This is a genomic window from Sulfitobacter sp. DSM 110093, from assembly GCF_022788715.1.
In the GTDB taxonomy this organism is placed as follows: Bacteria; Pseudomonadota; Alphaproteobacteria; order Rhodobacterales; family Rhodobacteraceae; genus Sulfitobacter.
Genome location: NZ_CP085167.1, coordinates 1,091,705 through 1,106,119, shown reverse-complemented (window position 1 = coordinate 1,106,119; position 14,415 = coordinate 1,091,705). Strand labels below are relative to the sequence as shown.

At 61.4% G+C, this 14,415-nt stretch carries 12 protein-coding genes and 1 tRNA gene; 10 read left to right on the top strand and 3 right to left on the bottom strand.

Annotated elements, in window-relative coordinates; genetic code table 11:
- Positions 1–66: 66 nt before the first annotated feature.
- Together gorA and rpiA are read right to left on the bottom strand one after the other, a co-directional pair.
- On the bottom strand, positions 67–1,446 hold the full coding sequence (gorA, locus tag DSM110093_RS05370) for a glutathione-disulfide reductase (protein WP_243267026.1): 1,380 nt from the start codon (positions 1,444–1,446) through the stop codon (positions 67–69).
- 90 nt (positions 1,447–1,536) lie between these two features.
- Positions 1,537–2,325 carry a ribose-5-phosphate isomerase RpiA gene (gene rpiA / locus DSM110093_RS05365; protein WP_243267025.1) on the bottom strand — a complete coding sequence of 263 codons (789 nt, stop codon included), beginning with the start codon at positions 2,323–2,325 and terminating at the stop codon, positions 1,537–1,539.
- A gap of 254 nt (positions 2,326–2,579) precedes the next feature.
- Here rpiA and DSM110093_RS05360 point away from each other — a divergent pair, with 254 nt between their 5' ends.
- Both DSM110093_RS05360 and DSM110093_RS05355 read left to right on the top strand, forming a co-directional pair.
- Entirely contained in the window at positions 2,580–3,953 is a 1,374-nt protein-coding gene (locus DSM110093_RS05360; protein ID WP_243267024.1) for an L-serine ammonia-lyase, read from the top strand.
- A 94-nt stretch (positions 3,954–4,047) separates the two neighbouring features.
- Entirely contained in the window at positions 4,048–4,959 is a 912-nt protein-coding gene (locus DSM110093_RS05355) for a pirin family protein (RefSeq protein WP_243267023.1), read from the top strand.
- 19 nt (positions 4,960–4,978) lie between these two features.
- On the opposite strand, the gene DSM110093_RS05350 is transcribed toward DSM110093_RS05355, so the two are convergent.
- The gene (locus DSM110093_RS05350; protein WP_243267022.1) at positions 4,979–5,563 is read right to left on the bottom strand and encodes a TetR/AcrR family transcriptional regulator; all 585 of its coding nucleotides are present in this window, start codon (positions 5,561–5,563) and stop codon (positions 4,979–4,981) included.
- A 75-nt stretch (positions 5,564–5,638) separates the two neighbouring features.
- Between DSM110093_RS05350 and DSM110093_RS05345 the strand changes: the two genes are divergently transcribed.
- The 8 genes from DSM110093_RS05345 (at position 5,639) to DSM110093_RS05310 (ending at position 14,411) form a co-directional block, all read left to right on the top strand.
- Positions 5,639–6,007: a hypothetical protein gene (locus DSM110093_RS05345; RefSeq protein ID WP_243267021.1), complete on the top strand. Its 369-nt coding sequence runs from the start codon at positions 5,639–5,641 to the stop codon at positions 6,005–6,007.
- A 116-nt stretch (positions 6,008–6,123) separates the two neighbouring features.
- Positions 6,124–7,410, top strand: coding sequence for a homoserine dehydrogenase (locus DSM110093_RS05340; protein WP_243267020.1), 1,287 nt, complete (start codon positions 6,124–6,126; stop codon positions 7,408–7,410).
- Positions 7,411–7,700: 290 nt separating this feature from the next.
- A complete protein-coding gene (gene glpX, locus DSM110093_RS05335) occupies positions 7,701–8,663 on the top strand; it encodes a class II fructose-bisphosphatase (RefSeq protein ID WP_243267019.1) in 963 nt (320 codons plus the stop codon).
- 51 nt (positions 8,664–8,714) lie between these two features.
- A complete protein-coding gene (gene recJ, locus DSM110093_RS05330; protein WP_243267018.1) occupies positions 8,715–10,454 on the top strand; it encodes a single-stranded-DNA-specific exonuclease RecJ in 1,740 nt (579 codons plus the stop codon).
- A 117-nt stretch (positions 10,455–10,571) separates the two neighbouring features.
- Positions 10,572–10,646 (top strand) — tRNA-Glu (locus DSM110093_RS05325).
- A 610-nt stretch (positions 10,647–11,256) separates the two neighbouring features.
- Positions 11,257–12,024 carry a sugar transferase gene (locus tag DSM110093_RS05320; protein ID WP_243267017.1) on the top strand — a complete coding sequence of 256 codons (768 nt, stop codon included), beginning with the start codon at positions 11,257–11,259 and terminating at the stop codon, positions 12,022–12,024.
- A 71-nt stretch (positions 12,025–12,095) separates the two neighbouring features.
- Positions 12,096–12,995, top strand: a complete 900-nt coding sequence (locus DSM110093_RS05315; protein ID WP_243267016.1) for a CpsD/CapB family tyrosine-protein kinase — start codon at positions 12,096–12,098, stop codon at positions 12,993–12,995.
- A gap of 114 nt (positions 12,996–13,109) precedes the next feature.
- Complete coding sequence (locus tag DSM110093_RS05310) at positions 13,110–14,411, top strand: Wzz/FepE/Etk N-terminal domain-containing protein (RefSeq protein ID WP_243267015.1); 1,302 nt, start codon at positions 13,110–13,112, stop codon at positions 14,409–14,411.
- Positions 14,412–14,415 lie beyond the last annotated feature (4 nt).

The window sequence follows — 14,415 nt, the reverse complement described above, 5'->3', positions numbered from 1 at the left end:
ATATGTTCCCCTCTCGGCCGCCCATGCGGCCTATCGTTCTAAAAATTGTACGCTTTCGCGTGATATTCAAGCCGTGCGGGTTGGATTACGCATGGTAACCAGTTCTTCCGACATGGTCGGGTGCACCGCGCATGTGGCGTCGAACTGCTCTTTCGTGGCGCCCATCTTGACCGCGATGCCGACCATTTGGATCAGTTCACCCGCATTGGGTGCGACGATATGACAACCCAACACAACCCGTGTATCAGCGCAAACGATCAGTTTCATCAGCACCCGGTCGGCCTTGCCCGCAAAGGCCCCCTGCATCGGTTTGAACGATGTCGCATAGACCTCGATCGGCCCTGCATCGCGCGCGGCTTCTTCGCTCAGCCCCACGGTGCCCATTTCAGGCTGGGTGAAGATCGCCGAAGGCACCAGATCATGATCGACCGGCGTCGGCTTACCGCCAAAGACCGTTTCGACAAAGGCCATCCCTTCGCGGATCGCCACAGGCGTCAGGTTGATCCGGTTTGTCACATCACCGATTGCATAGACCGAGGGCACAGCCGTCTGGCTGTATTCGTCCACTTCGACCTCACCGCCGCGGCCCAGTTTCACGCCCAGTTCGTCCAGCCCCATGTCGTCGCTGTTGGGGCGGCGTCCGGTGGCGAAAAGCACCTGATCGAACATGCGTTCAGTACCGTTGGTCGGCTTGACCTTCATCGGGCCGCTGCCGTCTTCGTGGCTGGGTGTCATTTCCAGAATATTGGTGCCGACATGCAGATCGATACCCTTTTCCTGCATCATCTCGGCCACCATGCCGCGCGCTTCGTCGTCAAAACCGCGCAGGATCTGCGCACCGCGGTAGAACTGCGTCACCTCGACGCCCAAACCGTTAAGGATACAGGCAAATTCACAAGCGATATAACCGCCGCCGATGATCAGAATCGACTTGGGCAGTTTCTCAAGGTGGAACAGATCGTCGGAGACCAGACCCAGTTCCGCATTCTCGATCTCGGGGCGCACGGGGCGACCGCCGCTAGCGATGAGGATATGTTTGGCGGTCTTCTCGGTCCCGTCGGAAAGCGCCACGGTATGGGCATCTTTGATCCGCGCGCGGGCGTCGAAGGTCTCGACGCCAGAGTTCTTCAAGAGCTTGCGATAGACGCCTTCAAGGCGGTCCAACTCTGTGTTCAGGCGGCTTTTGAAGTCATGCCAATCGAAGGGCCCGGCCTTGAGATCCCAGCCAAAGCATTTCGCCTCATCCACCACATCGGCATAGCCCGAGGCAAAGACCATCAGCTTTTTAGGCACACAGCCCCGGATCACACAGGTGCCGCCATAGCGGTCCTCTTCGGCCAGTCCGACCTTGGCGTCATGTTCGCCCGCCGCGACACGCGCCGCGCGCACACCGCCCGAGCCACCACCGATGACAAACAGGTCGTAGTCGAATTCATTCTTGGCCATTTGGCGCCTCTCTTAGTCGTTTTTAGTATTGCGCGGGATCGCGCATATTTTGGTGCTGCGCGGGATCGCGCGTGTCTCGCTTTGTGGGCGTTAATCGCTGAGGTCGGAAAACAGGTTGTCGGTCTCGACAAATTCCAAGCGGTCGGTCGCCACAGTGCCTTCATTTATGTCGCGCACCTCGACCCTGCCATCCCCGTAGCCGATCACAACCGCGTCACAGATATCGATGAACAGGCCGTTTTCCACCACGCCGGGCATCTGGTTCAGCACCAGCGCCAATTGCCGCGCGTTGCCGATGCGCCCCAGCCGCAGATCCAGAATATAGTTCCCCTCGTCGGTGATGAAAGGCACCTCGCCGTTCATCCGAAGGGTCGAGTTGCGGCCAAGCACATCCATCGAGATCAGCGTCTCTTCAACCAGAGCCTGCGTGGTTTGCCAGCCAAAGGGAATCACTTCGATGGGCAAGGGGAAGCCACCGAGATGCTGCACCTCTTTGCCGACATCGGCGATCACCACCATCTGGTCGCTTGCCGTGGCGACGATCTTTTCTTGCAACAACGCACCACCACCACCCTTAATGAGGTTCAGGTCGCCGTCGAATTCATCCGCCCCGTCAATCGTCAGGTCGAGCCATTTCGCCTCGTCGAGCGAGATCACCTCGATCCCCACCTCCCGCGCCAGTTGCGCCGTGCGCGAGGAGGTCGGCACGCCTTTGATACGCAGCCCATCGTCGCGCACCATCTCTCCCAAACAGCGCACCAGCCACGCGGCGGTCGATCCTGTGCCAAGCCCGACACGCATCCCATCTTCCACAAAATCACACGCCCGTTTCGCAGCCACGAATTTGGCCTTGTCGATGGGTGATAGTTCTCCGGACATGGGGCAGCTCCCTAGAGGCGTTTGCCGCGTTATAGGGCGAATTGGCATAGGGTGCGAGGGGCAAGTCTGCGGTTTTTGGGGGGCAAGCCCCTGCAACGGGACGCTGCAAGCGGTTACCCTGTCGCTTTCGGCGTGCAAAGTCGGGGCGGGAAATGGTTGGATCGCCCCACACCGCTTGCAATGCGCCAAAGCTCTGGGCGATACCCGTCTCACCAAGCCCCGACACCCGCCACCATAAAAGGGCCCGCCCCCAGATGTTTCTTTCCGTTTTCGACATGTTCAAAGTGGGCATTGGCCCCTCGTCTTCGCACACAATGGGGCCAATGGTGGCGGCGGGGCGTTTCCTTGACCAGATGCGCGCATCGCCCTTCCAATTCGCCGGGCTGCGCGCGTCGTTGCACGGCAGCCTCGCCTTTACCGGGGTGGGCCATGCCACCGACCGCGCCACGATCCTCGGCCTCGCCGGGTTCACGCCCGAGGACTATGACGCCGAAGCCGCCGAGAAGGTGCTGGAAGAGATCAAACAGACCAAGCGCATCAGCGTCGACGGCCTGCCCGAACTGCGCTTCGACCCCGAGCGCGACATGATCTTCGACTACGACACCAAGCTTGCAGGCCACGCCAATGGCATGATGCTGATGGCCACCGATGCCCAAGGCGACGTTGCCTTGCGCGAAACCTATTATTCCATCGGCGGCGGTTTCGTGATGACCGAGAAAGAACTCGCCGCAGGCAAGGACACGGATGAGGGTGCGCCGGTGCCCTTCCCGTTCAAGTCTGCCGCCGAAATGCTTGAGATGTCGACGAAATCCGGCAAGACTATCGCAGGTATGAAACGCGCCAACGAAGAGGCGCGTGGCGGAGCCGACAACCTGCGCGCGGGCAGCAAACGGCTTTGGCAGGTGATGCGCGATTGTATCGACCGGGGGCTGACGGCCGATGGCATCCTGCCCGGCGGCCTTCAGGTGAAACGCCGCGCCAAGGGCATCCATGACGCGCTGATTGCCGAGCGTGGGCAGAACCAATCCGCCCCGCATACGATCAACGACTGGATGAGCGTCTATGCCATGGCGGTGAACGAAGAAAACGCGGCTGGCGGCCAAGTCGTTACCGCGCCCACGAACGGCGCGGCAGGCGTGATGCCCGCGACCTTACGCTATTACCTCGACCATGTGCCCGGCGCATCTGAGGCGCATATCGAAGACTTCCTGCTCACCGCCGCGGCGATTGGCGGGCTGGTGAAATACAACGCCTCGATTTCGGGGGCGGAAGCCGGCTGTCAGGCCGAAGTCGGCAGTGCCGCTGCCATGTCCGCCGCCGGGCTTTGCGCCGTGATGGGCGGCACGCCGCAGCAGATTGAAAACGCCGCCGAAATCGCACTGGAGCATCACCTCGGCATGACCTGCGACCCGGTCAAAGGGCTGGTGCAGGTGCCTTGTATCGAGCGCAACGGGCTGGGCGCGATCAAGGCGGTGTCGGCGGCCTCATTGGCGCTGCGCGGCGACGGCACGCATCTGGTGCCGCTGGACGCCTGTATTGAGACCATGCGCCAAACCGGTGCGGACATGAGCGAGAAATACAAGGAAACCTCCCTCGGCGGATTGGCGGTGAATGTGCCGAATTGCTGAAGCTGCGCAAATTTGCACAGGCCCCGTTCGCCGGGGCCAATTGTTGAGGGCACCGCCGCCCCCTATCTTCTAAGCAACTGCAAAGGAGAGCATCATGTCCCTCAGACCCACATTGGAAACCCGCCGCGCCACGCCCACAATGGAGGGCGCAGGCGTCAAATTGCACCGCGCCTTCGGCTTCCACGACCCGTCGGAGCTTGACCCCTTCCTGCTGTTCGACGACTTCCGCAACGACCGCTCCGAAGATTTTGAAAAGGGCTTCCCTTGGCACCCTCACCGTGGGATCGAAACGATCACCTATGTGCTCGAAGGCACCGTGGAACACGCGGATTCGCTGGGTAACACCGGCGATCTGAACGCGGGCGACGTGCAATGGATGACCGCCGGTTCGGGCATCTTGCACCAAGAGATGCCACGCGGGAATGCCGCCGGGCAGATGCATGGCTTCCAGCTTTGGGGCAATCTGCCCTCAGCCCAGAAGATGACCGCGCCGCGTTATCAGGATATGAAATCCAGCGATATCCCGGTGGTGACCGACGACGACGGCACGCGGGTGAAAGTCATCACCGGCGAGTTCTGGGGCAAACGTGGCCCCGTCGACGGCATCGCAGCTGACCCGCAGTATCTGGATGTTTTCGTGCCCGCAGGGGTCAAGAAGACCTTCAAGATCGACACCTACCGCCGGGCCTTTGCCTATGTCTTCCAAGGCGCGGGTGCGTTCGCCGATGCCTCTGCCCCCTCGGGCGTGTTGCTTGAGAAAGAGGTCGGCGGCGAAGAGGTCAACATACGCGACATGTCGGGCGACCGGACGCTGATCCGTTTCGGCACCGGGGATGAGGTCACGGTTCAGGCCGGACCGGAGGGTGTGCGTTTCCTGCTGATCTCAGGCGCTCCAATCGAAGAGCCGGTGGCGTGGCATGGGCCGATCGTGATGAACACCCGCGCCGAATTGCAGCAGGCGATGCGCGATCTCAACAACGGGACCTTCATCCGCCCCGCGCATTGAACCGAAGGGCCGTGGCCGCTTAGGCGGTCACGGCTTTGCGCACCATATCCCAATATTGCGCGACGACCTCATCCAGCGACAGCCGCCCGCCCGCGCGATACCATGTGTTCACGCCCGTCAGCATCGCGATGATCGCCAGCGTCACGATCTTGGTATCGGCGACGGCGAAATCCCCGCTGGCAACCCCGGCGCGCAGGATCGCTTCCAACCGGTCTTCATAGTCGCGGCGCAAACGCTCGATCACGGCGAAATTCTCCTCCGTCAGATTGCGCAACTCCATATAGGCGATGAAAACTTCATCAGGTCGATCCGCGTGAAAGCGGATGTGGAAGGCCACGAAGTCCTGCAGCTGCTGCAGTGCAGAGCGGTCTGCATTGTTGGGCGTTTCGGCCAGCAGGTCGGTCATATGCGCCTGCATCAAGTCGAACAGCAGGCTCTGCTTGTCGGGCGTGTAGTTATAAAGCGCCCCGGCCTGCACGCCGACCTCGGCGGCGATGGCGCGCATCGACACGGCGGCATAGCCCCCCCGCGCAAAAAGCCGCAGCGCAGCCGCGCGCACGCGCGGGCCGGTGATACCTGAATGAGAGCCTGTGGTTCTTGCCATGGCGGCAATTTAATGAACAAGCGTTCAAAAGCAAACCCCGCTTGCGCGAAGATCACGGCTGGGGCAGAACGAGGCATGACCCTCATGCGCGCCCCCCTTTCCCGCTCACTTTCTGCCCTGTTTCTGGGCGCCACGTTGATGGCTGGCTGCACGCAATTTCCCGCGCTTGATCGCACGATCACCCCGGAACTTGATGCCGCGCCCTTTCCCGATATCGTACCGATCGACCCGCTTTTGGCGCAGGCCAGCGCTGGCCGGATCGATCCTGCTCGAACCGAGGCAGAGCTGAGCGGACGTGCCGCCCAACTGGACGCCCGCGCCGGGCGGATCGGCAGCAACAGCGCCGATGCCGCGACCGCCGCGCGGGTGGCACGGCTGCGCGCACGGGCGTCTGAGTTAAAGCGCACGCGTCAGGCCGCCGAATCCGGTGAAGACGTCGAATAAATCCCCAGCCTACAAAAGCGTATGCGCGTTGCACGCGCGCGCTGAACCCGCTACATCGCGGCAAAGCTCGGCCAAGCTTGCCGCGCCTCTCGGATCAGACCAGAAGGACCACCGCCATGTCTAAGCCGCTTCGCCTCGGGATCGCCGGATTGGGAACTGTGGGCGTGGGTGTGCTGCGCATTCTGCGCCAGCAGGCCGCCCTGTTAGAGGCCCGCACCGGCTGCGCGATGACGGTTTCTGCGGTCTCTGCCCGCACCCGCAACAAGGATCGCGGGCTGTCGCTCTCTTCCTATGATTGGGAAGATGACCCCGTCAAACTGGCGACCCGCGATGACGTGGATGTTTTCGTCGAACTGATGGGCGGCGCGGACGGCCCTGCCAAGGCCGCGACCGAATCCGCACTGGCGGCGGGCAAACATGTGGTCACTGCGAACAAGGCGATGCTGGCAATGCACGGCCAAGCGCTGGCCGAACAGGCCGAAGGCGCAGGCGTGGCCCTGCGCTATGAGGCGGCTGTGGCGGGCGGTATCCCGGTCATCAAGACGCTGATGGAAGGGCTTGCTGGCAATGAGATCACCCGGATCATGGGGGTGATGAACGGCTCGTGCAATTACATCCTCACGCGGATGGAAGACTCCGGCAAAACCTATCAAGAGATTTTCGCCGAGGCCGATGGGCTGGGCTATCTCGAGGCCGATCCACAGCTTGATGTGGGCGGCATCGACGCGGCGCATAAGCTGGCGATCCTGTCCTCCATCGCATTCGGCACCAAGATCGACTTCGACGGCATCCAGCTTGAGGGGATCGAGCGGGTCGCCATCGAAGACATCCGCGCCGCTGCCGACATGGGCTATAAGATTAAACTGTTGGGCGTGACCCAAAAGACTGGCCGCGGGCTGGAGCAGCGGATGATGCCCTGCCTCGTGCCGCAGACCTCGCCCTTGGGACAGCTGGACGGCGGCACCAACATGGTGGTGATCGAAGGCGATGCCGTGGGCCAGATCGTGCTGCGCGGTGCCGGGGCGGGCGAAGGTCCGACGGCGAGCGCGGTGATGGCCGATGTCTGCGACATCGCACGCGGGCTGCGCGGGCCGGTCTTTGGCCAGCCTGCCGAGACGTTAGAGCAAACCACCCCCTCCAGCAGCCAAACCCCTGCCCCCTATTATCTGCGCATGGCGTTGGTCGATAAACCGGGCGCGCTGGCGAAAATCGCCACGGTGCTGGGCGAAGCGGGCGTGAGCATCTACCGGATGCGCCAGTATGAACATTCCGACACCTCTGCCCCGGTTTTGATCGTGACGCATAAGACCAGCCGCAACGCGCTGGTTGAGGCGCTGGCGAATATGGATAAGACGGGCGTGCTGGCGGGTGAGCCGGTTGCGTTGCGGATCGAAGAGGTCTGAGGGCGGACGAGGGCCATCGCCTGCCCGCGGGTCGGCGATGAGACGGTGCTTCATGCCACTTTAAAGTGCGTCCGTGATCTGCGTTTCGCGAGGGTGCACCTAGCATCGCCAAATCGCCTACCCGGTCGCACCAGAGCTGCGCCCCTATAATACGGCACGCCTTCGGCGTGGCGGCCCCGCGCCTGCGGCTTGCTTCCTGGCCAAGTGCTACCTGCGCCTAACCCAAAACTTGCCCCGAGGCCCGCGCGAGGGTACAGGACAGAAAACCCATCTGATCCCAAGGATATTCCATGACTGCTTCCGCCGAATTTCAAGACCGCATGCTCTCACTCGGGCTCGCCCGTGTTTCCGAAGCCGCCGCACTGGCCTCGGCCAAGCTGATCGGCAAGGGTGACGAGAAAGCCGCCGACCAAGCCGCCGTCAACGCCATGCGCGAACAGCTTAATATGCTCGACATCGCGGGCGTCGTGGTCATCGGCGAAGGCGAGCGCGACGAAGCCCCCATGCTTTACATCGGCGAAGAGGTCGGCACCGGCAATGGCCCCGGCGTGGACATCGCGCTTGACCCGCTCGAAGGCACCACCCTGACCGCCAAAGACATGCCCAACGCGCTGACCGTGATCGCCATGGGCCCGCGCGGCTCCATGTTGCACGCGCCTGACACCTATATGGATAAACTCGCCATCGGCCCGGGCTATGACGCCGATGTTGTCACGCTCGACATGACCCCCGGTGAGCGCGTCGAAGCGCTGGCCCGTGCCAAAGGTTGTGCCGCTTCCGACATCACCGTCTGTATCCTTGAGCGTCCGCGCCATGCGGATATGATTGCCGAGGTTCGCGCCACAGGTGCCGCTATCCGCCTGATTACCGACGGTGACGTCGCAGGTGTGATGCATTGCGCCGACGCCGAGACCGGCATCGACATGTATATGGGCGCAGGTGGTGCCCCCGAAGGCGTGCTGGCCGCAGCCGCGCTGAAATGCATGGGTGGGCAGATGTACGGCCGCCTGTTGTTCCGCAATGACGACGAAAAAGGCCGCGCCGCCAAAGCCGGGATCACCGACCTTGACCGCATCTACAGCCGCGACGAAATGGTCACCCAAGACGTGATCTTTGCCGCCACCGGCGTGACCGGCGGCAACATCCTTCCGGGCGTGAAACGCGAGCCGGGCTGGCTGACCACAGAGACGCTGATCATGCGCTCGCGCACCGGTTCGGTACGTCGCATCAACTACCGCACCCCGGCGGAGTGAGGGCCAGACTGGCCCTTACCCCCCCTTCTATAATGGCCAAATGAGGTCCGCATGAGCTTTCTCGGTGTCGAAACATCCTTGACCGGGCGGCGCTGGATCGGCCCTGACGTGGAACTGACCCGCGCGGCGGAACTGCTGGTGCAGCGCGCGGGCCTGCCCGACCCGGTGTGCCAAGTGCTGGCCCGCCGCGGCGTGCTCGACACCGAGGCGGCGGGCTTTTTGGCCCCCGCCCTGCGCGACCTGCTGCCCGATCCCCGCTCGTTGCGCGATATGGAGGCAGCGGCGACGCGGTTTCTCTCGGCCCTCCAGAAACGTGAACGCATCGCGATTTTCGCTGACTATGACGTCGATGGCGGCTCATCCGCTGCGCTGTTGCTGGTCTGGCTGCGCGATATGGGCCACCGCGCGACGCTCTATATTCCTGACCGTATCGACGAAGGCTATGGCCCCAATGACGAGGCGATGTCGGCACTGGCCGCGGAGCATGACCTGATCGTCTGCGTCGACTGTGGCACACTTTCTCACGGACCAATCGCTGCGGCCAAGGGCGCGGATGTCATCGTGCTCGATCACCACTTGGGCGGTGAAACGCTGCCGGATGCGCTCGCTGTGGTGAACCCCAACAGACAGGACGAGGACGGCACGCTGGCGCATCTCTGCGCCGCTGCGGTGGTATTTCTGATGCTCGTCGAGGTAGGTCGCCAGCTGCGCGAGGCAGGCCACAAAGGGCCGGATTTGATGTCGATGCTGGACCTCGTGGGGCTGGCCACCGTAGCCGATGTGGCCCCGCTGATCGGCGTCAACCGCGCCTTTGTGCGTCAGGGTCTGAAAGTCATGGCCCGCCGCGCGCGCCCCGGTTTGGCCGCCCTTGCCGATGTGGCGCGGATGGACACGGCCCCCACGGCCTATCACCTCGGCTTTCTGCTTGGCCCCCGCATTAATGCGGGCGGGCGCATCGGGCAGGCCGACCTTGGCGCGCGGCTTTTGGCCACCGCCGACCCACATGAAGCTGCGGCCTTGGCCGAACGACTGGACCAGCTCAACACCGACCGCCGCGAGGTCGAGGCCGCTGTGCGTGGCAGCGCCATGGCACAGGCCGAAGAGCGCGGCTTTGACGGGCCGTTGGCGTGGGCCGCTGGCCCCGGCTGGCATCCCGGCGTGGTGGGCATCGTCGCCTCGCGCCTCAAAGAAGCCGCCAACCGCCCCTCCATCGTCATCGGCGTCGAAGACGGCATTGGCAAAGGCTCAGGCCGCTCGATCAGTGGCATTGACCTTGGCGCGCCGATCCAGCGCCTTGCTGCCGAAGGGCTGCTGATCAAGGGCGGCGGCCACAAGATGGCAGCGGGCCTGACGGTGGCAGAAGACAAGATCGACGCAGCGATGGAACGGCTTGGCGAATTGCTCACCAAACAGGGCGCGCATTTGGCTGGACCAGCTGATCTGAATCTCTGCGGCATGATGATGCCCGGCGCGGCCACGGTGGAACTGGCCGAAATGGTCGAGCAAGCCGGCCCCTTCGGCGCGGGCGCCCCTGCCCCGCGCTATGCCTTCGCCGACATGCAAATCCGCTTTGCCAAACGCGTGGGCGAAAACCACCTCAAAGTGAGTTTCGGAGACGGCCTGGGCGCGAATCTGGAGGCCATTTCCTTTGGCGCCTACGACGGCCCCCTCGGCCCCGCGCTTGAAAACCACGGCGGCGCGCGTTTCCACCTCGCAGGGCGTCTCGACATCAACAATTTCCGTGGTCGGCGGACCGTTCAACTGCGTTTGGAGGACGCCGCGCGGGCCTGAAAACTTTTTCTAGAAAAAGTTCATTTTTCTGCTTGCAGCCCCCCGCAGGATTACTTAAACGTCCGCTCACAGACAGAGCAGCACACACGAAACGCCGCACTGACCTGACAAAAGAGTGGCCCGTTCGTCTATCGGTTAGGACGCCAGGTTTTCAACCTGGAAAGAGGGGTTCGATTCCCCTACGGGCTGCCACTTCTCATTGATATGAAATTCGGAAATTGACCGTGGTCGGCTAAAGAATCGCTCTGAGCTTTGATGCTGATTCAGGGTGTATTAGATCCGCGTTTCCTCGCTAGACGCCCAATTGTCGCCCAGAAAAGCATCCTGACAATTTCGTGAGCACGGCTAGAGAACAGAGGGAATTTGCGGCGTGCGGCGATCCGCTGCTGACCAACGATTTGCGGGGCTGACGACGGTTGATACCTAGCATTATAGAGCCGGCACTCAGTTCATCATCAGCCCCATATTTACAAAAAATTTATTATTTTTAAGGGCTTACAGTATTCGTCACCCCTCTCAGCGCCATCCCTTTCCGCGCGACGAAAGGGACAATCACCACCCCACCTACGCCAACAATTCCCCGCTCTAAGCCACCCAGTTCATTGGTAAAATTCCACCCACCACGCCAAGAGGGAAACAGTCTGTTTCTTAAAAAAAGGATCAAATAAGGCGCGAAGGTGGTAACAAATGATACGTACCCTACCTCAGCGTATAGGTTGGATAGACCTTCGACTTGTAGCGGCGAGAACGCGCCGCGGGCCGCAGTGGCACGAATGAATGCGATAGACCCTGGGGGGTTTTGATGAAGTACTTTAACGCCGACAGACACGCTTTTGGCCTGATGGAAATCACTGCCGGAGCTCCGGTGCTGGGCCGCCAGATGGACCGCGCACCTAACGCTGCGGGCGCTGCCGTTTTGCAGGCATCGCGTGAATTGGCCTCATTCTGCCTGCGCCCCAAGGGTCTTTATGGCCGCTACGCCAAACCGGTTCTCGACAAACTGCTGATCCTTGCTGCCCTGCCTATCGCGTTGCCGATCATTGCCCTTTGCGCGCTAGCGCTGTGGATCGAGAGCGGCCAACCCTTTTACACGCAGCCGCGGCTGGGCCGTAGCGGGAAACGCTTTTCCATCCTCAAACTGCGCACCATGGTGCGTGATGCCGATGCGGTATTGGAAAGCTATCTTGCCGCAAATCCGGCCATGCGTGCGGAATGGGATGAGATGCAAAAGCTGAAGAACGATCCGCGCATCACGCGGGTTGGCAACTTCTTGCGGGCCACATCCATCGATGAGCTGCCTCAGATTTGGAACGTGCTGATTGGCGACATGAGCTTGATCGGCCCGCGCCCAATGATGCCGGAACAACTTGAAATGTACGGCGACCCGAAATCCTACTTTGCTCTGCGCCCCGGCATTACCGGACTTTGGCAGGTCTCTGCGCGCAACAACAGCCGCTTTACCTACCGCAATGAAGTAGATGGCGCCTACCGTCGCAACATCTCTCTACCGATGGATCTGACCATTCTGATCAAAACTGTCGGGGTCGTCTTGCGTCGGACGGGGTGCTGAGCGATGCTGACCACGCCTGCTAACAATCGGAAATTGTCCACCTCATGTTTAGAAAATCGAAAGGGAATAAGATGAAGGATCTTTACGCATCTGACGCCCTCGGGGCGGACAACAGCGATGTTTTGGCGACCTTTGGCGGCCCGGGGATGCGGCACAGCATCCGCCCGCGCCGTACAGTGATCGATAATGAGGACGAGATCGACGGCGATCTGTCCTTCGAAGAGCCTCTGCCCGTCGCCGCCCCTACGATCACGCAATACGTCAGCGATGACCGCGCCCCACGTTGGCAAGACCTGCCCATCGCAACGCCCGGCCCCGGTGGGGACATGCCGCTGGTCGATGATCACCGCAACAGCGCAGCCGCACGGGCCTTTGATCTGCTGCGCACGCGACTGCGTCAGACGATATTGGAACATGGCTGGGTAAACATCGCCGTCACCGCGCCCACATCGGGTTGCGGCAATACTTTCTCGGCCACAAATCTGGCGCTGAGCCTGTCCCGAGTGCCGGGATCACGGACTGTCCTGATGGATATGAATATGCGCAATCCCGGTCTGGCCCGCGCGTTTGACACTGACGCCCCCGGTGCAATGAGCGACCTTTTGGCCGGTCGGACCAGTCTGGGCCAGCAGATGGTTCGTGTAAGCGATACGTTGGCGCTTGGTCTGAATGACCAAGCCGAGGTGAACGCCGCCGAAATCCTTCAAGACAGCGCAACGGCCGAAACCTTGCTGCGGATGCGCGCGACGCTCCAGCCAGAGATCGTCCTATATGACATGCCGCCTATGTTGGAGCATGACGACCTGTCGGCCTTCTTGCCCCAGCTTGACGGGGTTTTGTTGGTCTCTGACGGCAGTCAGACCATGGCGCGGCATCTGCGTGAATGTGAACGTATGCTTGAAGGTCAGGTGCCGCTTTTGGGCATCGTCCTGAACCGTGCCCGATCTTCAAGCCTGCCGAAATATGCCTGACACCCCCTGTCTTTGCGCCTGTTAGCGCCCTATTATCGCCCAAGTCTTCTGGTCTAGGCAGGGAAACCCCGCCAAGCAATGGATTGGGGGCCAAAGCAGGTTTGAGAGAGGCACATGGGACCGATCTATACATTCGATGACATCATCGACATGCTGCGCCGCCGCGCGGGCGTTATTATTCTGGTCACGCTTTTGGGCTGTGTCGCTTCGGTATTTTGGGCGCTGTCGATCGCCCATGTTTATCAATCTTCCGAAGTCATTCAGATTGAACAGCCCAAGATCGCCAATGATCTTGCCCCTTCTACCGTCGAAGGGTCGTCAGCCCGTCGCCTGCAATTGATCGAACAGCAGTTGATGGCACGCGGAACGCTTGTCGACATCATTCAAAGATTTGGCCTCTATGAAGACCTGACCGCGCTGCGGATGTCAGAAAAAGTCGATCTGCTGCGCCGTTCCGTCACAATTACAGGGGTCGCAGCCCCGCGTGAGGGCTTTGCCGATGATGGCACCATCTCTGTGATGACCTTCACCGCCGAGATGGGCAACCCAGCCGATGCGCAGGCCGTGGCCCGCGAATTTGCCGACCGCACCCGCCAGATGTCTGCCGCACAGCGTCAAAGCCAGACCCTCGAAACCTTGGAGTTCTTCCAGCGCCAAGAGCAAAATTTGATCCGCGATATTTCTACGCTTGAGGCTGAATTGGCCAACTACCGCGCCGATAATGATCTTTCCCTCGAAGGCAGTCTAGAATTTCGCCGCGGCGAGATCAGCAGCTTGAATGACGCGATCCTAGAGCTTGATCGTGAGATCATCGCGACGCGGCTGGCCCGTGACCGGGTGAACCCCGACGCCCGCGCCGCCACCATCGCCCGCGAACAGGCTGAGCTGGATGCCACGATGGAAAGCCTCACAACACAGCGTGATCTGCTACAAGAACAGCGCGAGACACTGACCGCAAGCCTGCAAACCTCGCCAGAGGTTGAGCGTGAATTGGCCCGGTTTGAGCGCCGCATGACCCAATTGCAAAACCAGTTGGAAGTAATCACAGCCCGGCGCAATGAGGCCGAAGTCGGCTTCTCGCTCGAAACCGATCAGCGCGGCGAAAAACTGATCACGCTTGAGCAGGCCGAACTGCCCGAATATCCAGTCTCGGCCAGCCGCAAAAAGCTTGCCATCATCGGCGGCCTCGCCAGCATTATGCTAGGTCTGTTCGTGGCCTTCCTGCTCGAATTGCGCCGCCCAGTGATCCGTTCGGCCCGCCAAATGACCCGCGAAACGGGCTTGATCCCTGTGGTGTCGATCCCCGACCTCAGCCCGCATGAAAGGCGCCGCACCTTGGGGAAGGTCTGGCAGGAACGGCTGAACGCTGGCAAACAAGGTCGCGCCGCACGATTGGCGCGTCAGCAAAAGGGCTAAGCGT

What these genes read in the sequence shown, in the direction of transcription:
- DSM110093_RS05315 (WP_243267016.1), top strand. Translation starts at nt 12,096, where the DNA reads ATGAAGGATCTTTACGCATCTGACGCCCTCGGGGCGGACAACAGCGAT.
- DSM110093_RS05345 (WP_243267021.1), top strand. Translation starts at nt 5,639, where the DNA reads ATGACCCTCATGCGCGCCCCCCTTTCCCGCTCACTTTCTGCCCTGTTT.
- DSM110093_RS05310 (WP_243267015.1), top strand. Translation starts at nt 13,110, where the DNA reads ATGGGACCGATCTATACATTCGATGACATCATCGACATGCTGCGCCGC.
- DSM110093_RS05355 (WP_243267023.1), top strand. Translation starts at nt 4,048, where the DNA reads ATGTCCCTCAGACCCACATTGGAAACCCGCCGCGCCACGCCCACAATG.
- rpiA (WP_243267025.1), bottom strand. Translation starts at nt 2,325, where the DNA reads ATGTCCGGAGAACTATCACCCATCGACAAGGCCAAATTCGTGGCTGCG.
- gorA (WP_243267026.1), bottom strand. Translation starts at nt 1,446, where the DNA reads ATGGCCAAGAATGAATTCGACTACGACCTGTTTGTCATCGGTGGTGGC.
- DSM110093_RS05340 (WP_243267020.1), top strand. Translation starts at nt 6,124, where the DNA reads ATGTCTAAGCCGCTTCGCCTCGGGATCGCCGGATTGGGAACTGTGGGC.
- recJ (WP_243267018.1), top strand. Translation starts at nt 8,715, where the DNA reads ATGAGCTTTCTCGGTGTCGAAACATCCTTGACCGGGCGGCGCTGGATC.
- DSM110093_RS05360 (WP_243267024.1), top strand. Translation starts at nt 2,580, where the DNA reads ATGTTTCTTTCCGTTTTCGACATGTTCAAAGTGGGCATTGGCCCCTCG.
- DSM110093_RS05350 (WP_243267022.1), bottom strand. Translation starts at nt 5,563, where the DNA reads ATGGCAAGAACCACAGGCTCTCATTCAGGTATCACCGGCCCGCGCGTG.
- glpX (WP_243267019.1), top strand. Translation starts at nt 7,701, where the DNA reads ATGACTGCTTCCGCCGAATTTCAAGACCGCATGCTCTCACTCGGGCTC.
- DSM110093_RS05320 (WP_243267017.1), top strand. Translation starts at nt 11,257, where the DNA reads ATGAAGTACTTTAACGCCGACAGACACGCTTTTGGCCTGATGGAAATC.